Origin of the sequence: Spirulina subsalsa FACHB-351, assembly GCF_026130165.1 — a bacterium.
Lineage (GTDB): Bacteria > Cyanobacteriota > Cyanobacteriia > Cyanobacteriales > Spirulinaceae > Spirulina_A > Spirulina_A subsalsa_A.
Map to the genome: position 1 here is coordinate 1 of NZ_JAIHOM010000041.1, position 23217 is coordinate 23217.

21 protein-coding genes and 1 pseudogene are annotated in these 23217 nt (G+C 46.7%); 13 read left to right on the forward strand and 9 right to left on the reverse strand.

The features are described 5' to 3' along the window. A pseudogene (locus tag K4A83_RS23145) lies at nt 1-157 on the reverse strand (RNA-guided endonuclease TnpB family protein); the annotation flags it as partial. A 204-nt stretch (nt 158-361) separates the two neighbouring features. On the opposite strand from K4A83_RS23145, the gene pyrR reads away from it, so the two are divergent. From pyrR to K4A83_RS10035, 5 genes are all read left to right on the forward strand, one after another. Then, complete coding sequence (gene pyrR, locus K4A83_RS10015; protein ID WP_265264367.1) at nt 362-922, forward strand: bifunctional pyr operon transcriptional regulator/uracil phosphoribosyltransferase PyrR; 561 nt, start codon at nt 362-364, stop codon at nt 920-922. Nucleotides 923-1032: 110 nt separating this feature from the next. Beyond that, nucleotides 1033-1566: an RDD family protein gene (locus tag K4A83_RS10020; RefSeq protein WP_407809989.1), complete on the forward strand. Its 534-nt coding sequence runs from the start codon at nt 1033-1035 to the stop codon at nt 1564-1566. A 41-nt stretch (nt 1567-1607) separates the two neighbouring features. Beyond that, on the forward strand, nt 1608-1802 hold the full coding sequence (gene rpmG, locus K4A83_RS10025) for a 50S ribosomal protein L33 (RefSeq protein WP_071525322.1): 195 nt from the start codon (nt 1608-1610) through the stop codon (nt 1800-1802). 23 nt (nt 1803-1825) lie between these two features. Then, the gene (gene rpsR, locus K4A83_RS10030) at nt 1826-2041 is read left to right on the forward strand and encodes a 30S ribosomal protein S18 (protein ID WP_017306917.1); all 216 of its coding nucleotides are present in this window, start codon (nt 1826-1828) and stop codon (nt 2039-2041) included. Nucleotides 2042-2143: 102 nt separating this feature from the next. Beyond that, nucleotides 2144-2662: a hypothetical protein gene (locus tag K4A83_RS10035; RefSeq protein ID WP_265264369.1), complete on the forward strand. Its 519-nt coding sequence runs from the start codon at nt 2144-2146 to the stop codon at nt 2660-2662. 61 nt (nt 2663-2723) lie between these two features. Here K4A83_RS10035 and clpB read toward each other — a convergent pair whose 3' ends face one another. Then, nucleotides 2724-5324, reverse strand: a complete 2601-nt coding sequence (gene clpB / locus K4A83_RS10040; RefSeq protein WP_265264370.1) for an ATP-dependent chaperone ClpB — start codon at nt 5322-5324, stop codon at nt 2724-2726. A 156-nt stretch (nt 5325-5480) separates the two neighbouring features. Continuing rightward, on the reverse strand, nt 5481-6287 hold the full coding sequence (locus K4A83_RS10045; protein ID WP_265264371.1) for an SAM-dependent methyltransferase: 807 nt from the start codon (nt 6285-6287) through the stop codon (nt 5481-5483). Nucleotides 6288-6803: 516 nt separating this feature from the next. Here K4A83_RS10045 and miaB point away from each other — a divergent pair. Then, nucleotides 6804-8165, forward strand: a complete 1362-nt coding sequence (miaB, locus tag K4A83_RS10050; protein ID WP_265264372.1) for a tRNA (N6-isopentenyl adenosine(37)-C2)-methylthiotransferase MiaB — start codon at nt 6804-6806, stop codon at nt 8163-8165. Nucleotides 8166-8287: 122 nt separating this feature from the next. Here the strand turns inward: miaB and K4A83_RS10055 are convergent, their stop codons facing one another. The 3 genes from K4A83_RS10055 to K4A83_RS10065 all read right to left on the reverse strand — a co-directional run bounded on the left by K4A83_RS10055 (nt 8288) and on the right by K4A83_RS10065 (nt 10592). Continuing rightward, entirely contained in the window at nt 8288-8416 is a 129-nt protein-coding gene (locus K4A83_RS10055; RefSeq protein WP_265264373.1) for a hypothetical protein, read from the reverse strand. Nucleotides 8417-8529: 113 nt separating this feature from the next. Continuing rightward, nucleotides 8530-9447 carry an alpha/beta fold hydrolase gene (locus K4A83_RS10060; protein WP_265264375.1) on the reverse strand — a complete coding sequence of 306 codons (918 nt, stop codon included), beginning with the start codon at nt 9445-9447 and terminating at the stop codon, nt 8530-8532. A gap of 191 nt (nt 9448-9638) precedes the next feature. Continuing rightward, nucleotides 9639-10592: a LysR family transcriptional regulator gene (locus K4A83_RS10065; RefSeq protein ID WP_265264376.1), complete on the reverse strand. Its 954-nt coding sequence runs from the start codon at nt 10590-10592 to the stop codon at nt 9639-9641. A 766-nt stretch (nt 10593-11358) separates the two neighbouring features. Between K4A83_RS10065 and K4A83_RS10070 the strand changes: the two genes are divergently transcribed. Continuing rightward, nucleotides 11359-12000, forward strand: coding sequence for a TenA family protein (locus K4A83_RS10070; RefSeq protein WP_265264377.1), 642 nt, complete (start codon nt 11359-11361; stop codon nt 11998-12000). After that, nucleotides 11987-12391: an ExbD/TolR family protein gene (locus K4A83_RS10075; protein ID WP_265264378.1), complete on the forward strand. Its 405-nt coding sequence runs from the start codon at nt 11987-11989 to the stop codon at nt 12389-12391. The genes K4A83_RS10070 and K4A83_RS10075 overlap by 14 nt, the downstream gene beginning before the upstream one ends. Nucleotides 12392-12486: 95 nt before the next feature. Here K4A83_RS10075 and K4A83_RS10080 read toward each other — a convergent pair whose 3' ends face one another. Next, complete coding sequence (locus tag K4A83_RS10080; RefSeq protein WP_265264379.1) at nt 12487-12660, reverse strand: DUF4278 domain-containing protein; 174 nt, start codon at nt 12658-12660, stop codon at nt 12487-12489. A 265-nt stretch (nt 12661-12925) separates the two neighbouring features. On the opposite strand from K4A83_RS10080, the gene K4A83_RS10085 reads away from it, so the two are divergent. Next, nucleotides 12926-14167, forward strand: coding sequence for a hypothetical protein (locus tag K4A83_RS10085; RefSeq protein WP_265264380.1), 1242 nt, complete (start codon nt 12926-12928; stop codon nt 14165-14167). Nucleotides 14168-14181: 14 nt separating this feature from the next. On the opposite strand, the gene K4A83_RS10090 is transcribed toward K4A83_RS10085, so the two are convergent. Continuing rightward, nucleotides 14182-19200, reverse strand: a complete 5019-nt coding sequence (locus K4A83_RS10090) for a CHAT domain-containing protein (RefSeq protein WP_265264381.1) — start codon at nt 19198-19200, stop codon at nt 14182-14184. 399 nt (nt 19201-19599) lie between these two features. Here K4A83_RS10090 and K4A83_RS10095 point away from each other — a divergent pair, with 399 nt between their 5' ends. Continuing rightward, nucleotides 19600-19968, forward strand: a complete 369-nt coding sequence (locus K4A83_RS10095) for a hypothetical protein (protein WP_265264382.1) — start codon at nt 19600-19602, stop codon at nt 19966-19968. A gap of 112 nt (nt 19969-20080) precedes the next feature. Further along, nucleotides 20081-20500, forward strand: coding sequence for a Holliday junction resolvase RuvX (gene ruvX / locus K4A83_RS10100; RefSeq protein ID WP_265264383.1), 420 nt, complete (start codon nt 20081-20083; stop codon nt 20498-20500). Between the two features lie 84 nt (nt 20501-20584). On the opposite strand, the gene menB is transcribed toward ruvX, so the two are convergent. Further along, nucleotides 20585-21418 (reverse strand): 1,4-dihydroxy-2-naphthoyl-CoA synthase, encoded by an 834-nt coding sequence (gene menB, locus K4A83_RS10105; RefSeq protein ID WP_265264384.1) that lies wholly within the window; start codon nt 21416-21418, stop codon nt 20585-20587. 472 nt (nt 21419-21890) lie between these two features. Between menB and K4A83_RS10110 the strand changes: the two genes are divergently transcribed. Both K4A83_RS10110 and lexA read left to right on the forward strand, forming a co-directional pair. Beyond that, nucleotides 21891-22088 (forward strand): replication restart DNA helicase PriA, encoded by a 198-nt coding sequence (locus K4A83_RS10110; protein ID WP_407809990.1) that lies wholly within the window; start codon nt 21891-21893, stop codon nt 22086-22088. A gap of 451 nt (nt 22089-22539) precedes the next feature. After that, nucleotides 22540-23196, forward strand: coding sequence for a transcriptional repressor LexA (gene lexA, locus K4A83_RS10115; protein ID WP_265264386.1), 657 nt, complete (start codon nt 22540-22542; stop codon nt 23194-23196). Nucleotides 23197-23217 lie beyond the last annotated feature (21 nt).

Genomic DNA, 23217 nt, shown 5'->3' on the forward strand with positions numbered 1-23217 from the left:
GTGTGTTGTACCGAAATAGCTCAGTCTTACCCACACCCCGATTGTCCATCCAGTAACGCAAGACTTTATTGCGGACGAACTGAGTTGTCCGAATGGCTTCGTCGATGGCTTCGACTTGATAAGGTTTAGGTTTGACCTTGTATTCGAGAACAAACATTGTTTGACACTGGCTTGCTTGGTATCATTGTAGCACTCCTAATGCCGCCCTGGAAGGGCGGGGCTTGAAACCCATTATTTTTGGTCATGGTCAGACAGGGAATCCCCACGACGTGATAGCTGGGGAGGATGTCAACTGGGCTACTCAGAATAAGAACTCATAGATCACCTAGAATACAATATACTCCAACTTTAAAGATGTTCTATGTCTGCTGCCATTGTTGAAATCCTTTCTGCCGAAGAAATCCGCCGGACGATTACCCGTTTATCCTCAGAAATTATTGAACGCATTGGGGATCTTTCTAAGCTGGTTTTAATAGGTATTTATACCAGAGGCGTTCCTCTGGCTGAACTGATGGCCGCCCAAATTGAGGTATTAGAACAGGAAAAAGTCCTGACTGGAGCGTTGGATATTACCTTCTATCGGGATGATCTTGATCAGATTGGGATGAGAACTCCGGCCAAGAGTCAGATTCCCTTTGATTTAACCGGGAAAATTGTGGTTTTGGTGGATGATGTAATCTATAAAGGTCGCACTATTCGTGCGGCCTTAAATGCGGTTATTGAATATGGTAGACCGGAGGTGATTTACCTGGCGGTTTTAGTGGATCGAGGTCATCGACAAGTGCCGATTCATCCTGATTTTATCGGGAAAAATTTGCCCACGTCGTCGGATGAAACGGTGAAGGTTTATTTACAGGCGATTGATGGCCGAGATGCCGTAGAATTGACTCGTGGCAAGGAGGATGTTCCCGTTAATCCCTGAGCTGGGGCAGAGAATCCCGATCTCTTTCTCTCTCCCAATTCGGTTAAACTGGCAATATAGCGCAACACCCCTAAACGGTAACAGGTATTGGTCTGATGCGAGATTTAGCCATGACTAGCGATCGCCCGGTTCCCAAACGATTCCCGAAAGTCCCCTTTGAACGCCGCTTTTACGGCTTTCTGATTGATTTTGTCTGTGTTTGGGTAATTAGTTCCTTAGCCGGCCCTCCTTTTTTGCAAATGGTGGTCTTTTTAGGGGCTTGGTTTACCCTGCGTGTGGTGGTGGTGGATCGCAATGGAGGACAGAGTTTAGGCTCTTGGTGTATGGATATTAAGGTGATGGATGTGCGGTTTCGCAAGGTTCCGGAATTATTTATCCTGCTCAAACGAGAGGCTTTACTGGGGGGATCAGCCCTGCTGGCCATGATTGGGCTGAATTTGTTTTTTGTCAACCCCTTCTCTACTCTATTGTTGGTGTCCCCTCTTGTAGCGGGTTGTGGGGTGGCCTACGCCGATGAGGACTATAACCAAGGATTTCACGATCGGCTGTGTAATACAGTGGTGATTCAAACCAAGCGCGGTTTCTCCTTAGATATTCGTCTGCGCCGATGGCTTGCCGAACTGCGCTTTCGTATGCGAAAATAATAAATTGTGTCTTAAATACCGAGAATGGTCAGACTGGAACTATGGCAAGTAAGAAGGGCGTTAGACTAATCATTACCTTAGAGTGTACAGAGTGCCGATCCAATCCCGAAAAGCGATCGCCCGGTGTCTCTCGTTACACTACCATGAAGAACCGTCGCAACACGACCGGACGCATGGAACTGAAGAAGTTTTGCACCCACTGCAATAAACACACGGTTCACAAAGAAATTAAATAGGAGCGATTCTCTAGGATTTTACTATGGCTTACTATCGTAAACGTCTTTCCCCCATTAAACCCGGTGATCCCATTGATTACAAAGATGTGGAACTGCTGCGGAGATTTGTCACGGAACGCGGCAAAATCCTGCCTCGTCGGATCACGAACTTAACCGCCAAACAACAACGGGATTTAACGGCCTCCATTAAACGGGCGCGCTATATGGCTTTAATGCCTTATATTAATACCGAAGGCTAATTTTTGCCATGACTGGAAGCCCAAAAATTCTCTAAAGCCCAAGGCTTAGAGAATTTTTCGTGCGTCTTCCCCCCGAAATTTGTTGTTTACGTTTAACTCACTATGACTCTGTTCAATACGATTCTCGGCGCCATTAATAATCCTCAAGCGATCGCCAGTGCGGCGCAATTGGGGAGCATTGCCAGCACCGTGCAACAACTGAGCGCGACGACAAAAACGAACCCTCAAGCCTTACAAGGTGCGATCGCCATTGTGGGGAAATATGTACGCTCTAGTTTACAGTCCGAGTGTAACAGCAAAGGGGAAGGCGCAGCCCAAGCGATTGTTAACCAGTACAGTGGCACAACGGCGAATAATCAAGTGGTGCAACTGCTCTTAAGTCAGCCCCAGATGCAGCAATTATTACAAGAAGTGGAACAAAAAACAGGCTTAAATGGTGCTACCGTGCAAGCCCTGTTACCCACCCTAATTCCCCTGATTTTACAATTTCTGCAAAGCGGCACTTCCAACGAAAATCCTCAAAGCAGTAACCCAGTGTTGAAAGATTTTCTGGACTCTAACGGAGACGGCACAGTGGATCTTCAGGATGCGTTACAGTTGGCCGCTCGATATTTACGATGAATGTTAATCAGTGGTTGGGTTGCGCTGGCACTCCACCCAACCACTGATTACTGTTCACTGATTACTGTTTACTGACAAAGGTGAGCCGTTCATCCACCACATCGACCAAAATGGTATCACCGGGGTTAAAGTGACCGCGTAGGATTTCCTTGGCAATAGCTGTCTCTAAATAACGCTGCACGGCGCGCTTCAGGGGACGTGCGCCATATACTGGGTCGTAGCCGATTTCTGCTAAGAAATCTAAAGCCACCTCAGTCATCTTTAAGGACAGTTTTTGCTCGGCCAGACGAGTCTCTAAATGGTCAACGTGGAGCTTGACAATCTCCCGCAATTGACTTTTAACCAGACTGCGGAAAATGATCATTTCATCAATGCGGTTGAGAAATTCTGGGCGGAAACTCTCTCGCATAGCATTCATCACCCGCGATCGCATTTCCTCGTATTGACTATCATCTCCCGCCAAATCGAGAATATATTGCGACCCAATATTACTGGTCATAATGATGATGGTATTGCGGAAGTCCACCGTATGACCTTGGGAGTCCGTCAAACGGCCATCATCTAATAACTGCAACATGATGTTAAATACATCAGCATGGGCTTTTTCAATCTCATCAAATAAAATCACCGAGTAAGGACGACGGCGAATCGCTTCGGTGAGTTGTCCCCCCTGTTCATACCCCACATAGCCCGGAGGCGCTCCCACTAAGCGGGAAACGGCGTGTTTTTCCATATATTCGGACATATCAATGCGTACCATTGCCTCCTCGCTATCAAAGAGACTTAAGGCCAAGGTTTTGGCGAGTTCCGTTTTCCCTACCCCCGTCGGACCGAGGAAAATAAAACTAGCAATAGGACGATGGGGATCCGCGAGTCCGGCACGGGAACGCTGGATGGCATCGGCAACGGCCGTTACGGCCTCATCTTGTCCCACCACTCTCTGATGAAGTTCTGCTTCAAGATGTAAGAGTTTCTCCTTCTCGGACTCAACTAATTTACTAATGGGAATGCCCGTCCATTTGGAAATAATTTCCGCGATGTCCGCTTCTACTACTTCCTCCCGTAAGAGAGACTTTCCAGTAGTTTGAAGATTAAGGAGTTTGGCCTCTGTTTCCTTGGCGTGACGTTGTAAATCGGTTAATTTGCCATAGCGTAATTCAGCCGCCCGGTTGAGGTCATAATCCCGTTCGGCTTGTTGAATTTCTAAATTAACCTGATCAATGGTTTCTTTAATGGTGCGGATTTCGTTGATGACTTCTTTTTCCGATTGCCACTGAGCATTTAAACGGGATTGTTCTTCCTTGAGGTTGGCTAATTCCCGTTCTAACACCTCTAAACGTTCCAAAGAAATGGGATCATTTTCTTTTTGTAAGGACAAACGTTCCATTTCAAACTGAAGAATTTTGCGGTCTACTTCGTCTAATTCTTCGGGTTTGGAGGTGATTTCCATTTTCAGTTTAGCGGCCGCTTCATCGACTAAATCAATGGCTTTGTCGGGGAGGAAGCGATCGCTAATATACCGATCCGATAACATGGCGGCCGCCACTAGAGCCGTATCAGCGATTTTAACCCCGTGATGCACCTCATAGCGTTCTTTTAACCCCCGCAAAATGGAGATGGTATCGGCCACATCCGGTTCATCCACTAGAACCTCTTGGAAACGCCGCTCTAGAGCCGCATCTTTTTCAATATACTTGCGGTATTCATCTAAGGTAGTCGCTCCAATACAGCGCAATTCACCCCGAGCTAACATGGGTTTGAGCAGGTTTCCGGCATCCATTGCCCCCTGAGTCGCTCCAGCACCTACGACGGTGTGGATTTCATCAATAAACATGATGATTTGTCCTTCCGACTCCGTAACTTCCTTGAGGACAGCCTTTAAACGTTCCTCAAATTCCCCGCGATATTTAGCCCCGGCGATTAAGGCCCCCATATCTAGGGCAATAACTTTGCGATCGCGCAAAGAGTCCGGCACATCTCGACTGACAATCCGTTGCGCTAATCCCTCGACAATGGCCGTTTTCCCTACCCCCGGTTCCCCAATTAATACCGGGTTATTTTTCGTCCGACGGGAGAGAATTTGAATCGTGCGGCGAATCTCCTCATCTCGACCAATTACCGGGTCTAATTTACCCGCCCGTGCCAAGGTTGTCAATTCCCGTCCATACTTTTCCAGCGCGTCATATTTGCCTTCAGGATTTTGATCAGTGACGGTTTGACTGCCTCGAATACTCATAATGATCTCTAGTAGTTTTTTGCGCGTTAATCCGAATTCTTTAAATAAAGCCGCCCCAAACCGTTCGTCTTGTTCGTAGGCGAGAATTAAATGTTCAATAGAAATAAAATCATCTTTAAACCCTTGACGGTTTTTTTCCGCCTGATCTAGTAGAACATCTAAACTCCGTCCTAAATAGATCGAGTCAGTGGTTTGGGTAATCTTGGGTTGACGACTAATGAATTCTTCTGTGCGATCGCGCAACCGTTGCACACTAATATCCGCCTTATTAAAAATACTCGTCGCCAGTCCTTCCTGTTCCAGCAGCGCCTTCAGCAAGTGTTCACTCTCAATCTGCTGGTTTTTATTCTGTTTCGCAATTTCCGGCGTTTTAACAATCGCTTCCCAAGCTTTCTCCGTGAATTGATTAGGGTTCGTGGGCTGCATAACCTTCTCTCATCCTCCTGCCAAGACCAATATAGTCATTGTAGGCGGTCGTCTGGGCAAGAAAAGCGGGGAAAACACAACCTTTAGGGGTTGGGTTTCCCTCTCAAGAGCAATCCGCAGGGGATGGGGTGTGGGGAAATTGAGAATTGACAACGACTAGGGAACGGCGGGAGTGTCAATGCGCTCACACTGAATCAAAAAAACTCGTTCCACATTCGGCTGATCTCGGGGCGGGAAAGTCCAAGGATAACGCTCTGGGTGAGTGTCCGGCTCTCCCGGTTGACTAACTTTCCCCTGCCATCCATACTCCGCCAGTAGCACCTCCGGTTCATCCCATCCCGACCGGAAATACCCCTGATAGGGCGCATAGTTAACACTCACCTGATTGATTAAATCTAGACCCAAATAGCTTTGACGAGTGGTTAAAGCGGCAATCTGTTTCAGAATAGCGCGCACTTGCTCCTCCTCTAGATACATCAATAGCCCTTCCACTAACCAAACACTGGGAATGGTGGGATTATAACCCTTGGCTTGTAGGGCTTCCCCCCAATGGCTTTGGGTTAAATCCATGCCCAATAAGTGAAGTTCACAAGCGGGAGTTTGGTCTTGCAATTGAGCCGTTTTATAGGCCAAAACCCCTTCGTGATCCAATTCAAAAAGAACCGTATTTTTAGGCCAAGGAAGTCTATAGGCTCGTGTATCTAAGCCCGAGGCTAAAATTACCACTTGAGGAGCGGGGTGTTGGGTAAGAAATTGATCAAAATAGTGGGTACGAATAGCGACATAAGCGAGGTCTTTGGAAGTTAAACGTTCTTGGATAGCCACTAAAGCCTCCTCTCCTGCCAGTTGTTCCGCCAAAAGATCCTGAAAGAGGGGATTCGTTTGTTGTTGTTCCAGAGCGCGAATAGCGGCCATCATACGAGCAGTAAAGGGAACAAAATTCTCAGAGCTTAGAGATGTCATGGTGTTTTTTTAATGGGGTTTGCTGAATAGACATCTCCATTGAAGAACCCCAACTTTGCTACGCAGAAGATGAGGATTCTAATAGCCAATTACTTGACCATTACTCCACTCAAACAAATTTAATTGTAGAGGGTTGCTAGGCTCAACAACTAACGCCGTTGATGTCTCCTGATTTCTCAAATCTGTTGATTCAGATTTAGCCGTAACTTCCCAAGAACAATCACGAATTAGGCTTTTTGAGAGCTATTCGGTTTTAGCTTGAATTAATATGCTTTGTTCATTTTTTGGTTAAACTAGCAATCTCCAACAATATATCATAGGACTCTTATTTGAGCTATGTTTTTTGGTTGGGTCGCAATTCATCCCCAACTCAAGGAAATTGGGGTATTCTTGCTCCCATTTTGATCATTATTCCTGACTCCACCTCGACGCTGATCACTTCAATCCCATATCTTCAAGACTTCTGTTAGGATAAGAAAATGTGTCAACTAACCACTTGTACGCGATAAAACCCCCATGACCGCATCCCGTAAGTATCACATCACTACCTTTGGTTGCCAGATGAATAAGGCCGATTCTGAACGGATGGCAGGTATTCTGGATGAAATGGGCTTGATTTGGGAAGAAGACCCCTATCAAGCCGATGTGATTCTCTATAATACCTGTACCATTCGGGATAATGCTGAACAAAAAGTTTATTCTTACCTCGGTAGACAGGCAAAACGGAAACAAACAGATCCCAACTTGACCCTAATTGTGGCGGGGTGTGTGGCCCAACAGGAGGGGGAACAACTCCTGCGTCGGGTGCCGGAGTTGGATCTGGTCATGGGGCCCCAACACGCCAATCGTTTGGGGGATTTATTGGAACAGGTGCTGGCCGGGAGTCAAGTGGTGGCCACGGAACCGATTCATATTGTGGAAGATATCACGAAACCCCGCCGCGATAGCACGGTGACGGCTTGGGTCAATGTGATTTATGGCTGTAATGAACGTTGTACTTACTGTGTGGTGCCAAATGTGCGGGGGGTGGAACAGTCTCGGACTCCCGAGGCCATTCGTGCAGAGATGGAGGAGTTGGCGGCCCAGGGATTTAAGGAGGTGACGTTACTGGGGCAAAATATTGACGCTTATGGGCGAGATTTGCCGGGAAGTCTGCCCGATGGACGGCATAAACACACCCTGACGGATTTACTCTATTTTGTCCATGATGTGCCGGGGATTGACCGGATTCGCTTTGCGACCAGTCACCCACGCTATTTTACGGAACGTTTGATCCAAGCTTGCCATGAGTTGCCGAAGGTGTGTGAACATTTCCATATCCCGTTCCAGTCGGGGGATAATGAGGTGTTGAAGGCGATGGCGCGGGGCTATACTCAGGAGAAGTATCGCCGCATTATTGATAAAATTCGGGAGTTGATGCCGGATGCTTCGATTAGTGCCGATGCGATTGTGGCGTTTCCGGGGGAGACGGAGGAGCAGTTTGAGAATACGCTCAAGTTGGTGGCAGATATTGGCTTTGATCAGTTGAATACGGCGGCCTATTCTCCCCGTCCGGGGACTCCGGCGGCACTGTGGGAGAATCAGTTAAGTGAGGAGGTGAAGCGCGATCGCCTACAACGTCTCAATCGTTTGGTGGAGGTGAAGGCCGCCGAACGTTCTCAACGCTATGCTGGCCGCCTTGAAGAGGTGTTGGTGGAGGATGTGAATCCCAAGGATCCGAGTCAAGTGATGGGACGGACTAGAGGTAATCGTTTAACGTTTTTTAAGGGGGATTTAGGGGAGTTAAAGGGGAAAACGGTGGCGGTGAAAATTACGGAAGTCCGGGCGTTTAGTTTGACGGGAGAACCTTTGTTAGATCGGGTTTTAGTGGCGAATTAGGGAATCGGGGGCATTAAAAATCGACAATTACTCCCAACTCCCGACCTTTTTCAGCAAGCCCTAGGGCTTGCTGTTGGCGTTAACCTAACTGAGGAAATAAGGGAACAGGAAAATACTGACTTTTATTTCCCTTTGGGTGGGGCATTCCCACGACCACCACCCGAGGGTTTTCCGGTGGTACTAGGCCAGTTTCCACCGGGAAAACCAGTCGAAGGACGGCCTTGACCGCCATTATTACCACTTTTGCTCATAGTTTTTATCCTTTTAACGTTCTACAGGATCTCTTTACTGGCCCCTAGACAGTCTATCGGGAAGATTTTCTCCAGAAAAAGGGCTGAAGTCTCGTATTACGTTAAAGCTATATTCAGCAAGCTCCACTTAACCAGTTCAAAATGGCTTGGGCCACTTTTTGAGGCTGTTCTAAGTGGGGAACATGACCACATTGATCAATCCAAATTAATTGATTATTGGGTAGTTTTTGGGCAAAAATGGGCGCGTCTTTTGTGCCTAAGATTTGGTCATTTTTTCCCCAAATAATTAGGGCTTGTTGTTGAATTTGGGGCAAAAACTTGACAAAAGAGCCATAACCCCCACTCTTGGTAAAGGAGATGAGGGCTTCACTCCAACGGGGACAGGCTAAATGTAAGGCGGCGCAGAGGTTGGCATCGGGGGTGACAAAACGGGGATCATAGTAGGCTTTACGGCTGATGCTTTCTCGGACTTTGGGGCTGCGCAAAAAGTCTGTCGCCCAACGCTCTAAGGGGGGGAAAAGAAATTTCCCCATGATGGGGCGTTTGGCGAGGCCTGCACTATCGAGGAGGATCAGTTTTTCTACGGCTTGGGGGTAGGTGAGGGCAAAGTCAAGGGCAGTGGCTCCCCCCATTGATGCTCCCCCTAGAATCATGGGGCGCTGAATGCAGGTTTTCCAGAAGTGGTAAAGGTGGATTTTTAAGGCTTCGGTGTCGATGGGGAGTTCTGGGGGGCGATCGCAAAATCCAAAGCCTAAAAGATCCACGGTCCAAGTTTCCTGCTGGGGGGCAAGGTAAGGCAGGAGGCGACGAAACTCTAACAGGGAACTATCAAACCCCTGTAGGAGGAGGAGGGGGGTGTTAGATTGACCTTGTTGGGTGTAACAGGTGCCAATGGGCGCGTCACACAAGGGGGTTTTTAGGGCGATGCGCTGGATTTGTTGCGCCATCTGGATGGAAGTCTCTTCCGTGAGTTGAATGACTTCTGGGGGCAAAAAACTAGGGAAGGAGGAAAGAGAAACAGGCGATCGCATTTGGATTTCAATTCACAAGGTTTAGCAAATTCCCGACAGTCCCACAATTCAAGCACAAATTAGAATCGTAATTGAATCACGGTAGGCAGAATTACCCTAAGAATACCATGAGGTGAGTTGTACCTTTGACAGGTTAAGCGGGTGTACATTTACAGTGAAAAGTAATCAGTAATCAGTTCCCCCCTTGGGGTTCATTCTGCGAGCAGGGGAACCGATTCCCTTGACTCGGGAGATACCGTTAACATCTGTTTGACTAAATTACAAAAATGTTGAATGGGGGGAATCTCAAGGCGATCGCGAGTTGTCACTAAAACCACTTGACGAGTCAGGGGAGGACAGGCCACTAAGACCGAAGAATTGCCAAGGGAACGCACCGCCAAGGAGGGATCTTGCTTAGATTCCTGTAAGGCCGACTGTGGCAATAAAGCAATCATTTTCCCCTGTCGTACTACCCCCCGAAAAGCATCGAGGGTATTTAATTCCATGGCTGCTTGTAGGGTCGCTCCTAATTTATTAAAGCGCTCTTGAACTAAACGCTGCATCCCATAGCCATCTTTAAACACCACTTGGGGATAATGAACTAATTCCGACCAAGGCACCTCACTATAGGCGGCGAGGGGGTGTCCGGCTGCCATTAACACTTCTACCGGTTCTTCGTAGAGGGGAGCTACCATGATTTCCGGGGATGTGGTTAACAGGGGATTGTTCATGACAATGGCTACATCCACCAAACTATCTCGCAGGACTTTGATAGCGCGATCGCTCCCCAATGCCGTTACCCGTAACTGCACTTGGGGATACTGCCGACAAAACTCCAATAAAACCGGAGGCAAATGATAGGCACAGACCGAATGAATCGCCGCCACACAAAGTTCCGGCTGTTTCCCCTCCCTTAACTCTGTTAACTCCCCCAGCGCATTTTCCCATTCCTGACAAATGCGTTTTGCTCGGGGAAATAACTGCTCCCCAGCTAACGTTAACTTAGTTTGACTCGTTCGGTGTAACAGCGCTAAACCTAACTCCGACTCTAACGCCTGAATTTGTCGGCTAATGGTGGACTGAGTAATCCCACACAGTCGGGCCGCTTGTCCAAAACTTCCCTGCTGTGCCACGGCTAAAAATGCCTGCAACTGCTCAATGCGCATAGTATAGGTGATTCGGCAACGTGAACCCGGCAAATCTTCTAAAATCTGCCCGATAATCCTAGAATACTCGATTCTGTTCCCGAGAATCGTTCTGTCTGAACACTTAATAAAATCTCAATTGAATCTTTAATAATGGGGTGAATGTTAATCGAAAGGTTAAAAAAATGGGTGTTTTTTGACTTTTATCCCACAGTAGATTACAATGGCGTTAAGCATCAATTGCCCTAAACAGGCTCATGTAAATTGAGACAACCTCAGCTTTCTCGTCATAACTTTTAGCCTGATATTTGTTAGCCTGATATTTTTTACCGTTATGGGTTTGGCGGTTGATTTAGCTGTTTATCCCTTGCCTAAGATTGCCTGTTCATGCAATGGTATCTAGGGCAGTTCAATCAAATGCAATCCTAAGCTGATTGAGTTGGGTTTAGTGTAGATTTAGCTGGCACTAGGTTCAATTGGCTTTGCGCTGAATTGACGAGTGATTGCCGCTCAAAAAACTTTGATGATCTCTGCTCACAGAGATGATTGCTTGCTGTTTTCTAAATCTAGTCTCCCGAACGAATTATGTTTGAACGAATGATCCTCGCCATAATGACAACCCTACTGCTGTATATCTTTGTCCAAGCCAACCCCGATTATACAAGCAACTCTCAATCCCATTCCCGAAACGAGTATTTCAGGAATAAAAAAGTGATGTTTTGGGACAGTTGAACCCTTAAAATAAAAACAAGCGAATTCTAACTGAATCTGATTAATCGTCATTCCTATGGGCTTAAGTCAACAACTCTGGCAATTAAACCATCATTATCAAGAAGCTTGTTTACATCATCCCTTTGTTCGGGGAATTTATGAGGGTACCCTACCCCCAGAAAAATTTGCCTTTTATGTAGGTCAAGATGCCTTTTTCTTAGAAGCTTTTGCCCGCGCTTATAGTATCGCAGCCGCCAAAGCCCCAGATCAAGAAGGTTTCACCCAACTTTATCATCTAGCCGGAGGGGTGTTAGAGGAGTTAAAACTCCATCAACAGTATGCTAGTCAGTGGGGGGTGAATTTAACAACGATTCGTCCTAGTCCAGCCACTCGCCAATATACGGACTTTTTATTAGCCACCGCTTGGGGAAACACCGTCGGCCTCACAACTGTGGCGATGACCCCTTGTATGCGTCTATATGCTTATATTGGGCAACAACTCGCCCGAGGGGGGATTCCCGAGCATCAGTATGGGGCATGGGTGCGCACCTATAGCAGTCCAGAATTTGAGGAGTTGGCCCAAACCTTGGAAGGTTTAGTCAACCGTTATGCTACGGACACCCCAGAAACCCAAGGGACTTATGAATATGCGTTAATTTGTGAAGAACGCTTTTTTCAAGCTGCTTTTGAGTGGAATTCTCCGAATGCGTCTCCCTGAAGAACCGGAACGTCCTTTTACGATTAATCTGATCCCGATGATTGATGTCATTTTCGGGATTTTAGCTTTTTTTGTCTTGGCCTCGCTGTATCTCACCCGATGGGAAAGTTTTCCGGTGAACTTACCGAGTGCTACGACGGGAAATCAGACCAGTGAGGAGGTGATCCTGTTAACGATTGGGGCTGATGGGAGAATGGCACTCAATGGTCAAGGGGTGACATTAGGGGAAATTCAGGCAAAGGTAGCCACCTTGGGGGGGGAAAGGGTGGTGTTAATTCAAGGGGATGAGTTAGTGCCTCATGGATTTGTGGTGCGGGTGATGGATGAGTTACGACAGGTGCCGGGGGTGCGTTTGGCGATCGCCGTTCAACCGGAGAATGGAAACCAATAAAAAAATCCCAGCCTTGAGACTGAGACTGAGAAGTGCCTTAATGAGTCAATGAGTCAATTTAGGTCAATTTAGGTAAATTTGAAAACGTTACGGGTTTAGTAAGTGACTCCACGATATTTGCGCAATCCCAAGTGGGAAGAGGGGGTCATCTGTACGGAGCGATGGAGATAATAGCGATTCCCTAAGAAACTGGCGACGGTATCGGTTTCGACGGTTTCAACGGTTTGACGTTGGGATTGATAACGAGTGCCTAGGAAGGATAAGTGCATCTTGGTGTCCTGTTTGTCTGAGTGAATATACTATGATGATCTCTGGTTTTTGGGGCTTCTGCATTGATCTTAATCAGAAGATCCGGGCGAATTTAACACATTTTCTAGGTGATAGGATGGGGTAGATAAGGGTGAGGAGAGAAGGAATTGGCGAGGATAGAGATCACCCTGTTTGACCCCATATCTGCTATCACGGGATTTTAGCCAAGGGGGATGAGGTAAGGGTCTAGATTAATAAGTAATTATACTTTAAATAATAGTTCTTATGTTTGATCAGTTACAGGAAGTTCTCAAGCAAGGGGAAAAATCGGCGCAATACTCCCCGCTTTTGGCACGTTTTATCGGGGGAGTAACAGCAACGGTTTTGTTGGATTATATATTGAGTCATCAGGAGGCTGGAATTGCCCCTAATTGGCTCAAATTAAGCCCCAAACAGCTAGAAGAAGTAACAGGACTCTCGGCCGAAGAACAGAAGGCGGCACGGGATTTATTGCGTCGTCGAGGTTTTTTAAGGGAACAGTGGGTGGGACAACCAGAAACACCCCTTGCAGTACAAGTGGATGGGGCTGAACTGTTAGGTAAGTTGGAAAAGATGAAACTTTTTTTTCCGCTTTCTGGGTCTGAACAATCTATTCCTTCTCTCTTGCCAGAGCAGAATCAGACTAAACCTGAAAATAATCCGGTTGAACAGACTCTAACTCAGAATATAAAATTAACACAAATTGAAGCAGTTTCTTCTGCTACCATTGACCCTTATTTTAACTCAAGGCGAAACTATAATATGATAGGAGTGAGTCCTCATTATCAATTTGCTGGGCCTTGGGAATCCCAAGAAGAATTTGAGGAATTTCAATGGGCTTTATTAGAGTATTTTATTCAAAAAGGGGCAGAAAATCCGTCTGGTTTTGTCTTTAAAATTATTGATAGCATTACGAAGGGATTGGTTTCCCCTTTTTGGGAAGAATTTAAACGGGGGGAACCATTAGGAGCGAGTCAAAAGATCCAACGGGATTGGGAAATTGCGCCCGGTGTACCTTATCCGGCCTTTGAGGAAGAACGGATTCAGTATTATTTGCAGAAAAAAGAACCTCTAGAAATGGCCGTCGCGAAAGCGCGGAAAGAATTGCGTGATCCTCGCTTGGCACAAGACTTGTGGGATGGTTTTTTGCGGAAATGCGATCGCCTGGCCGACGAAGGACTAAAAGCACAAAAGTTAGGCGTTAAAACCCCCTACCTGCCCTCTGCTTTTACCGAAAAAAAAGCCGTGACTAAAGAAAGTGTCATGGCAAAATTAGCCCAGTTACACAATCAAGTTAACCTCCCCCCTTCCCTAGAGCAAAATAAAGCCCCTAAAAATGATACCAGTCCTCCCCCCTCCCTAGAAAGTTTACAAAAAGCCTATGAAAATCCATTAGGTCGAAACATTGTAGAACAACAGTTACAAAAGCATCCCGAATGGGGGTATAAAATTCTAGAGGGGCAAATCGTGGATAGTTTACCGTTTTAATATTCCCTTCTCCCTTACCAAGGACTCCCCACCATCATAAACCCACTCCAATAGTAAGGATGGCGCAAATCCAAATTGTCTAACTGCGCCAACTCCGGAGGCAAATCAAAACGCTGTCCATTCATCACCAACTGCCCCCCGTCCAAACGTGCATCCCCCCGCACCATCGCCAACTGCGCCCGACGCAATGCCTCCGCCTTAGTCGTCACATCCTGTTCCCCTAAATGTTGGTAGAATCCATTCATCAAAGCTAAGGTTCCCACATCACTCACAGACCAAAGACTCGCCAGAGACGATTTAACCCCCGCTTGAATCGACAACCCCGCAAACCCTAGTTCAACATTAGCATCACCAACCGCCGTCTGGCAGGCACTCAATACTAACAATTCTACTTGGGGGGATTTATACCAACCCAATTGACGTAAATCATTGATTTGTAATAGACGATCCCACAGTTGAATGTAGGAGTTGCTGGAATCTCCAGGTTCAAAAGTTGCGTGAGTTGCCAAATGAACAATATCATAGACTTGTTTGTGGCTTAGTTCTTTCAAATGCTCAAAGGTGACAGATTCATTCAGAAACCCATCCCCCTGCCATATTGTATTAGCAATTGTTTGAACCTCAACAGAGACAGCTGGCAAAGGAGATTGATTTTTAAACTCCGACATCCCCATGGCTAAAACTTCACTTCCTTTTAGAGATTGGTAGCGAGTGTTAGTTAAACTAATACTAGGAACTTGACCCAAGCTATATTTCTCAATGATAAATTGTTCTCCGTCATGCAAAGCTGCGAAAGGAATAGTGCGTAGTCCTCGGTCTAAACTCAACACAAGAGTATCGATATTGAGTGCTTCCAATTCAGATTCGAGAGGTTCAATCAGCCAACTATACAATTTTTGAGCAGAAGGGAGATAGCCGAGGGTTTTACGACGACTACTGACAATTCTGGAAAAAGTTTGAATCGTTTTTTGGAGGTTTTCTGCACTAGCTTCAGGAAGGGTTTTGTGGATGAGGTTTTCTTCAGGTGTCACCATCACTAATTCCAATTGTTCAGGGAAAGACATCACATAGATCATCACTGGATTAGTTCCCGTTTGTTCACGAATATTTTTTAAAGTTAAACGGATATTTTCAACGGCTTCATCCTCATTCTGGCTGGCTGAAATTTCTGAAGATTCAGTATCAGGAATTTCGCCAAATTTTTGGGTATATTCTGCCGTAAATAAATTTTCAATTTGAGTGACAATGAGCGGTAGATTATCTTGGGTGAAAGTCTTTTGCAAGTCAGAACGAAGGTCTTCTAGGGAGGAAGTCATGGAGTTAGAAGCAACGGAGAGAACCGATGATTCGGAGACTTGGGAAAGAATTGGTATGTCAAAAGGTTCTATAATTAAAGGCTTGGGGTCGTCGGGAAATTGTAAGATTTGACTACCATCCAGGCGTGGTTTTGCGATCGCACCCACTTGATTAGCAGTAATCTGCACAAGAATATCCTTCAGATTAGGAATGTCAGGAATTGAGATAGCAACACCTGTTGCTGTTTGGAGGGGGACCTTCGGGGGATCCACAGAAATAATTTGCATTGCCCCTTGACTATAGGTATGAAGATATTCTTGCCAAGGTTGAATACTTTCATGGGGGGCAAGTCCCGTAATTAACGTGGAAGCTGTCCCATTCACACTCGCATCCCCGACAACGAAGGGAATCACCCCTTGGCCCCCATGGCGGATCGTAATCGTCCCTCCTGCGGTATTTCCCACGGTTGCGATACTCGCTTCAAGGCCTGCAACAGTAAAAGAATCTGTAATACGAATCAATCCGGGCGTAGTTAAGTTGACATTGCCTCCCTGCCGTTGCAGAGATAGGGTACTAATATTGGTGGCCGTGATTCCTTCTGCGGCAATGAGGGTGACTGCACCCCCATCTCCTGCACCCCCATTGGTATTCAGGGCTTGTGTTGTAATGGCACCTTGACGACTATGCAGGAAAATCTCTCCTCCCGTCCCTGTTCCATTGGCAGTCAAAATATTACGAGTGGTAATATCGCCATCAGCAATGAGGTTAACCTGACCGCCATTCGTGGCGTTGATTGTATTGTTAATAACAATGCCGCCGTGATCCGGTCCATTGTTTTCAACTTGGATTGTACCAGAGGAGGTGAGATTACTTAAGGTAATCTCACCACTGTTGTTATGAGTTAAACCCTCTCCCGTATTGAGGAGGATGTTTAAATTGCCTGTTCCGGTGTTGAGTGTCACTCCAGAAGTCATGGTAATCACAGCATTTCCGGGGTCACGGAAGGCACTGATGGCACCGTTGGCGGTGGTTTCGTTGGTTATGAGGTTGAGGGTGCCGTTATCGGTGGTGATATCAGCGTTGATGAGGATACTGCGTCCCGCTTGTAACGTGAGATTCCCACCGTTTCCAGTCGGGTTATTCGTCACAATGGCACTGTTGATGGTGATATCATTGTTGGCCTGTAGAATGACATGGGTTCCTGTGTTAGTGATCTGGGTAATAGTATTGGTTTGTAGGGTGATGGAGTCGGACGGGATATTGTTAAAGAGATTATCACTGAAATTGCCGAAGGTGGGCTGGAATACATAAGCTTGCCCCACATAATCGACTCCCCCAAAGGTGTTCCGAGGAACCCCAATCAGGAGGTCATCCCGTACTACTGCTACTGACGTGCCGAAACGGGTATCCAATGAAGGGTTGGGATTGTTGAAGGTCTGGAGTAACTGCCCACTGCTGTTGAATAAATAGGCTTGTCCCGCACGATTGATTCCTCCATAAGTATTGTAAGGAGCCCCAATCAGAATGTCACTCCCTACTGCTGCCACTGAATAGCCGAAAATGCCATCCCCTATAGGGTTGGGATTGTCGAAGGTCTGGAGTAACTGCCCACTGCTGTTGAATAAATAGACCTGTCCCGCTTTGTCGATTCCCCCAGAGGTGTTCCAAGGAGCCCCAATTAGGAGATCACTCCCTACTGCTGCTCCTGAAAAGCCGAAATAGCCCCCCTTGAAAGGGTTGGGATTGTCGAAGGTCTGGAGTAACTGCCCACTGCTGTTGAATAAATAGGCTTGTCCCGCTTTGTTGAATCCGCCAGAGGTGTTCCCAGAAGCCCCAATCAGGAGGTCATTCCCTACTGCTGTTACTGAATCGCCGAAAATGCCATCCCCTACAGGGTTGGGATTGTTGAGGGTCTGGAGTAACTCCCCACTGCTGTTAAATAAATAGGCTTGTCCCACACGATTGATTCCTCCATAAGTATTGTAAGGAGCCCCAATCAGGAGGTCATTCCCTACTACTTCCACTGAATCGCCGAAATCACCACCATCTACAGGGTTGGGATTGTCGAAGGTCTGGAGTAATTGCCCACTGCTGTTGAATAAATAGGCTTGTCCCGCTTTGTTGATTCCCCCAGAGGTGTTATAGGAAGCCCCAAAGAGGATTTCACTTCCTGCTACTGCTACTGACCCGAAATCACCACCATCTACAGGGTTGGGATTGTCGAAGGTCTGGAGTAACTCCCCACTGCTGTTGAATAAATAGGCTTGTCCCGCTTTGTTGATGCCCCCAGAGGTGTTCCGAGGAGCCCCAACGAGGAGATCACTCCCTAGGGCTGCTACTGACCAGCCAAAATAGCCCCCATTGACAGGGTTGGGATTGAATAAAGTCACTAAAGGAGCGGTTGCATCACTAATGGTTATGTTCTTAGGATCGAGCAACAAGGTTCCAGAATTCCCCAAGGTAGCCCCTGCGTCCACATCTCCCAAAAACAGGAGCAATTCCTTCCCAGAAACTTCCACAAATCCCCCGTCTCCTCCCCATTCCCCGCCTCTGGCCTTGATTTCTCCTGAAAAACGGGTCAATTCATCAGACCAGACAATCACTTGTCCCCCGTCTCCGGTTGCGGTAGCACTAGCATCTATACTGGAATTTTCTGTAATCAGGGTTTGGGAGGCATTGGGGATGGCTCCACCGCCTTGATAGTCTCCCCCGATGCGTACTGTTCCCCCTCCGTTTACTCCAGAGGCATCTAAACTGGCATCTAATAATCCCACTTGATTACCCACAATGGTGATGGCTCCTCCTTTTCCATCTTGCAGGGTGGGGGATGAATTGGAGACATCTAGGGAACCGGAGACTATGGCGGTCTGTGCATCATCGGGAATGACGATTCCTGTTGTTTGCTCTTGAATGATACCTTGAGCATCGACGATGAGTCCGGTTTCTGCTGCTGTTCCGGTGAGTAAGGCGGGTAAATCCTGGGCGGTAAAGGGGAGGATTTGCCCGTTGGTATCTCTGGGGGGTTCGATTTCGAGGTTTAAGAGGTGTCCTGTTTGTTCAATTCGGACTAAACTACTGCCTGGAACCGCAGAAACTGTGATATTTCCGGCGGGGGCTTCTAGGGTGCCTATATTGACAATGGTTCCTCCTATTAGGGTGAGGTTTTGTCCGGCAGTAACGGCTAAATGACCTGTGTTGACGATGGGGGCTGCTTGGGAGAGGTCAAAGGCAAATTCAGAGGGGTTGCCGAGGAGTTGGCTATAATCGTTGTTGCCTGAAGCGTTGAACCAATGACCGTTAAAGCCTATGGCTGTGGCGGTGGTGGCGAAGAAGTCTCCGGGGACGTTGAGTTGGGCATTTTGTCCAAAAATAATGCCTGCGGGGTTCATGAGGTAGAGGTTGGAGTTGCCGCCACTGACTTGAATGAGGCCGTTGATGAGGGAGGGATTATTGCCTGTGACTCGTCCTAGGATGTTCTGAATTTGAGGATTGCTGAGAAAGTTGGCAATTTGGTTGCTATGGAGTCCAAATTGTTCAAAGCTGTGGAAGAGATTCGTGCCGTCTCCTGAGAGGGTCCCGCCTGTGATGTTGATTTGCTGACCGTTGGGGGTGATGATTGTGCCTGTGCTGTCGTTGGCGGGGGTGATTTGACCTTGGGCAGGATTCAGGCTAAGGTAAGCAGTGATTAGGGGGAGAATGAAAAGAAAACAGAACAGAGGAACTGAGTAAGATGCCATCGTTGACTCCTCTCTGGGGTAAGTTCAGTGAATATACTGAAAGCAGCACTCAGAGGTTGAATGAGTGAAAAGCGGCAAATTCCCTGGATTTTTGGTGTCATGTCATGAAATATCATTGGGAATTATTTTCAATTTTAAGGGTTGCTGTTCAGTATAAATACTTATCTTTACTTAAATTAACAATTATTTAAGTTGATAGTAATCCTATATAGGGCTTGCGGAATAACTCTACTCGTGGGGCTAGGGAACAGGGAACAGGGGGAGTCAAAAAAAGGCAAGCCTTTTTGATTATTTATCCCTAAAACCTTACAATTTCTCGCTCTTAAAATAGCCCAAAGCCCTATTAACATTGCTTAGAGAGATATTCAGCAGACCCTACAGAAAAAAGAACCTCTAGAAATGGCCGTCGCGAAAGCGCGGAAAGAATTGCGTGATCCTCGCTTGGCACAAGACTTGTGGGATGGTTTTTTGCGGAAATGCGATCGCCTGGCCGACGAAGGACTAAAAGCACAAAAGTTAGGCGTTAAAACCCCCTACCTGCCCTCTGCTTTTACCGAAAAAAAAGCCGTGACTAAAGAAAGTGTCATGGCAAAATTAGCCCAGTTACACAATCAAGTTAACCTCCCCCCTTCCCTAGAGCAAAATAAAAGCCCTAAAAATGATACCAGTCCTCCTCCCTCCCTAGAAAGTTTACAAAAAGCCTATGAAAATCCATTAGGTCGAAACATTGTAGAACAACAGTTACAAAAGCATCCCGAATGGATTTGAACTTAGGACGCTGGCGAATGCCTTGGAAAAAGGAATTATACCCTCAGACTCCCCCGATTGGTTGTATATTAAGTTGGGCAAATTGCCCACTCGTTAGCTAACAGAAGAGATCATGAACAGAATTTCCGCGCTGGGTTTAGATGTTGGTAAACGGCGCATTGGTGTTGCTGGATGTGATGGACTGGGGTTAATTGCCACCGGACTGGAAACTATTGAACGGCGAAGTTTTGCGGAAGATGTGGCGCGCTTTCAAGCCATTGTACAAGAACGTCAAGTTCAGGTGTTAGTGGTGGGTTTGCCCTACAATAAAGAAGGCAATATTGGCTTTCAGGCCAAGCACATCCAAAAATATGCCCGGCGCTTAGGAGATGCTTTACAACTGCCCCTGGAGTTTGTGGATGAGCGTTTAACGTCCTATGAGGCAGAGGAAATGATGAAAGCCCAAAATCTCTCCCCCAGATATAATAAGGGCTTAGTAGACCGTAAAGCGGCGGCAATTATTCTCCAACAGTGGTTAGATTGTCGCCGCTAGTTGGAGACGGAAGAAACCCGGTTTCTAGGACAAGATGTTACGGTTTTGCTGATCATGCTCAGAAACCCGGTTTCCGGCACAAGTTTAAGGTCGCCAAGGATACTGGCGAAAGTCGGGGGAGCGTTTTTCTAAAAAGGCCTGTTTGCCTTCGCTACCTTCTTCGGTCATGTAATACAAAAGTGTGGCGTTACCTGCTAACTCTTGTAGTCCGGCCTGACCATCACAATCAGCATTAAAGGCAGCTTTTAGGCAACGAATGGCGATGGGGCTTTTCGTTAAGATTTCTTGGGCCCACTGGATTCCCTCGGCTTCGAGTTGCTCGACGGGGACAACGGTATTCACTAAGCCCATTTCTAGGGCTTGTTGGGCGTTGTACTGGCGACAGAGAAACCAAATTTCTCGGGCTTTTTTTTGCCCCACAATACGGGCTAGGTAGGATGCGCCAAATCCTCCGTCGAAACTGCCAACTTTGGGGCCGGTTTGCCCAAAAATGGCGTTGTCGGCGGCAATGGTTAAATCACAGAGTAGGTGCAAGACGTGACCCCCCCCAATGGCATAGCCTGCAACGAGGGCGATGACGACTTTGGGTAGGGAGCGAATTAAGCGTTGTAGGTCAAGGACGTTTAGGCGGGGGACTCCTTGATCATCTATATATCCGGCTTCTCCTCGGATGCTTTGATCTCCCCCGGAACAAAAGGCATATTTCCCATCGGTATGGGGGCCGGCTCCGGTTAATAACACAACACCAATTTCAGGATCTTCACGGACATCACAAAACGCATCATAAAGCTCAAAAACCGTCTTTGGTCGGAACGCATTGCGTTTGTGGGGACGATTAATTGTAATTTTGGCGATGCCGTCGGTTTTGTGATACAAGATGTCGCTGTAATTTTTGGCAACTTGCCAGTCTATTTGCATCGATCGATCACTCAAGTTTTTTCGGGACAATGTTACTATACCAGTCCGATTTGAGTTATGGCTCAATGGGTAAGGTTTCAGTCTGTTGGGCAGGGGTAAGGGGGACGGGATGTGGCTGGTATGTCTATTTTTTGCTTTGAAAATGTTAAGAAAAAATAAAGATTTGTCGAAAATAATTTCGGACTGGCTCAATTTTGGTTATAAGATTAGCCAAGTGCCTAGAATTATTGTTATAGTAAGACGGGATCAATTAAATCCGGCTGGTTTTGCAAACTCACACATTTTTAAAATAATCTTAATATTTTGCAAAAGTGGCGACCATCCTATTAAAAATCCGGCTAAAAACAGGGGGAATCCTGTTTTTAATCGGCGATAAACACAGCATTTTATAAACAAGTTTTGAGGTGATGTTATGACTGGTGGCGTTATGACTGGTGATGTTATGACTGATGGTGTTATGACTGATGGTGTTATGACTAAGGTAGAAACAATCCGGTGTCCGAACTGTGGGAAGCCCGCAGAACGGCATTATTTACTCAGGCAGGGTTTAGGGCCGACTCAATTAGTGCAGACTCAATGTGCGGCTTGTGATTATTTATTGATTAGTTGCTCGGAAACGGGGCGGGTGTTGGAAGCCTATGCGCCGGGGATTGCAGCGCATAATATCTAGAATTTGAGGTGTTCATCTACGGCACTAAACATAAAGAGTGAGAGTTAACCCTTGATTAAAGTTAAGGGTTGTCGAACGCGACGGGTTTTAACCCGTCGTTATTATATTTTCTCTTTTGATTCTCAATGGATTTTTTAACGGTTTCAGGGCTGGCCTTGCCGGGAGTGGCACAAAAATAGCTGGGAGTCTATCAAGTCGGAAGTTTTAACAACGATTCATCTCCATGCTCACTCAATCGGGAGAGTGCAGGTGTTCTCACGGGTTGAGGTAAGAGATGGGGATTGGAGGTGGTTGTGTGTGAGGGGAAAATGGGGAATCCTTGAGGGTTTTATAAAATTTTTGCTAAGGTATTTCTTTTTTAGTACTAGAGTTCTAAAATGGTATGGAGAGCAGTTGATCTAAAAAAGGCTCTCGGTATTTCTTTCAATGTACTATGATTTAACGAAAAATTATGGAACCTTTGACAAAACCGCAACGAGAACTGTATGAGTGGTTGGTGGAGTATATTCACAATGCCCAACACGCGCCTTCGATTCGTCAGATGATGCGGGCGATGAATTTGCGATCGCCTGCTCCGGTGCAAAGTCGTTTAGAACGGCTGCGTTCTAAGGGGTATATTGATTGGACGGAGGGGAAGGCGCGCACGATTCGCATTCTGTATCCACCCCAAAATCAGGGTTTATCGATTTTAGGGGCGATCGCGGCTGGGGGATTGGTGGAACCGTTTACGGATATGGAAGAACAGTTAGATTTGGCGTTTCTTTTCCGTCAATCTAATTGTTTTGCGCTACGGGTAACGGGAGACAGCATGATTGAAGACATGATTCAAGAGGGGGATCTCGTGGTCATGAAAAAACCCCTAGCTGATGAATTGCCGAAAAATGGGACGATTGTGGCCGCTCGGGTGGATGGCTACGGCACGACACTGAAACGCTTCTATCTAGATGGGGAAAAAGTTACCCTCCAGCCTGCTAATCCGAAGTATCCTCCTATTACGTTGAATCTCTCGAATATCCAAATTCAGGGGGTGTTAGTGGGGGTATGGCGGGATTGTAATTCTGGGTTACAGGTGAAGATGCAGGCTAGAACTGAGGCGGCGACGCTTTAAGGGTTGGCTTGGATAAAATTA

What these genes read in the sequence shown, in the direction of transcription:
- pyrR (WP_265264367.1), top strand. Translation starts at nt 362, where the DNA reads ATGTCTGCTGCCATTGTTGAAATCCTTTCTGCCGAAGAAATCCGCCGG.
- K4A83_RS10020 (WP_407809989.1), top strand. Translation starts at nt 1,033, where the DNA reads ATGACTAGCGATCGCCCGGTTCCCAAACGATTCCCGAAAGTCCCCTTT.
- rpmG (WP_071525322.1), top strand. Translation starts at nt 1,608, where the DNA reads ATGGCAAGTAAGAAGGGCGTTAGACTAATCATTACCTTAGAGTGTACA.
- rpsR (WP_017306917.1), top strand. Translation starts at nt 1,826, where the DNA reads ATGGCTTACTATCGTAAACGTCTTTCCCCCATTAAACCCGGTGATCCC.
- K4A83_RS10035 (WP_265264369.1), top strand. Translation starts at nt 2,144, where the DNA reads ATGACTCTGTTCAATACGATTCTCGGCGCCATTAATAATCCTCAAGCG.
- clpB (WP_265264370.1), bottom strand. Translation starts at nt 5,324, where the DNA reads ATGCAGCCCACGAACCCTAATCAATTCACGGAGAAAGCTTGGGAAGCG.
- K4A83_RS10045 (WP_265264371.1), bottom strand. Translation starts at nt 6,287, where the DNA reads ATGACATCTCTAAGCTCTGAGAATTTTGTTCCCTTTACTGCTCGTATG.
- miaB (WP_265264372.1), top strand. Translation starts at nt 6,804, where the DNA reads ATGACCGCATCCCGTAAGTATCACATCACTACCTTTGGTTGCCAGATG.
- K4A83_RS10055 (WP_265264373.1), bottom strand. Translation starts at nt 8,416, where the DNA reads ATGAGCAAAAGTGGTAATAATGGCGGTCAAGGCCGTCCTTCGACTGGT.
- K4A83_RS10060 (WP_265264375.1), bottom strand. Translation starts at nt 9,447, where the DNA reads ATGCGATCGCCTGTTTCTCTTTCCTCCTTCCCTAGTTTTTTGCCCCCA.
- K4A83_RS10065 (WP_265264376.1), bottom strand. Translation starts at nt 10,592, where the DNA reads ATGCGCATTGAGCAGTTGCAGGCATTTTTAGCCGTGGCACAGCAGGGA.
- K4A83_RS10070 (WP_265264377.1), top strand. Translation starts at nt 11,359, where the DNA reads ATGGGCTTAAGTCAACAACTCTGGCAATTAAACCATCATTATCAAGAA.
- K4A83_RS10075 (WP_265264378.1), top strand. Translation starts at nt 11,987, where the DNA reads ATGCGTCTCCCTGAAGAACCGGAACGTCCTTTTACGATTAATCTGATC.
- K4A83_RS10080 (WP_265264379.1), bottom strand. Translation starts at nt 12,660, where the DNA reads ATGCACTTATCCTTCCTAGGCACTCGTTATCAATCCCAACGTCAAACC.
- K4A83_RS10085 (WP_265264380.1), top strand. Translation starts at nt 12,926, where the DNA reads ATGTTTGATCAGTTACAGGAAGTTCTCAAGCAAGGGGAAAAATCGGCG.
- K4A83_RS10090 (WP_265264381.1), bottom strand. Translation starts at nt 19,200, where the DNA reads ATGGCATCTTACTCAGTTCCTCTGTTCTGTTTTCTTTTCATTCTCCCC.
- K4A83_RS10095 (WP_265264382.1), top strand. Translation starts at nt 19,600, where the DNA reads ATGGCCGTCGCGAAAGCGCGGAAAGAATTGCGTGATCCTCGCTTGGCA.
- ruvX (WP_265264383.1), top strand. Translation starts at nt 20,081, where the DNA reads ATGAACAGAATTTCCGCGCTGGGTTTAGATGTTGGTAAACGGCGCATT.
- menB (WP_265264384.1), bottom strand. Translation starts at nt 21,418, where the DNA reads ATGCAAATAGACTGGCAAGTTGCCAAAAATTACAGCGACATCTTGTAT.
- K4A83_RS10110 (WP_407809990.1), top strand. Translation starts at nt 21,891, where the DNA reads ATGACTAAGGTAGAAACAATCCGGTGTCCGAACTGTGGGAAGCCCGCA.
- lexA (WP_265264386.1), top strand. Translation starts at nt 22,540, where the DNA reads ATGGAACCTTTGACAAAACCGCAACGAGAACTGTATGAGTGGTTGGTG.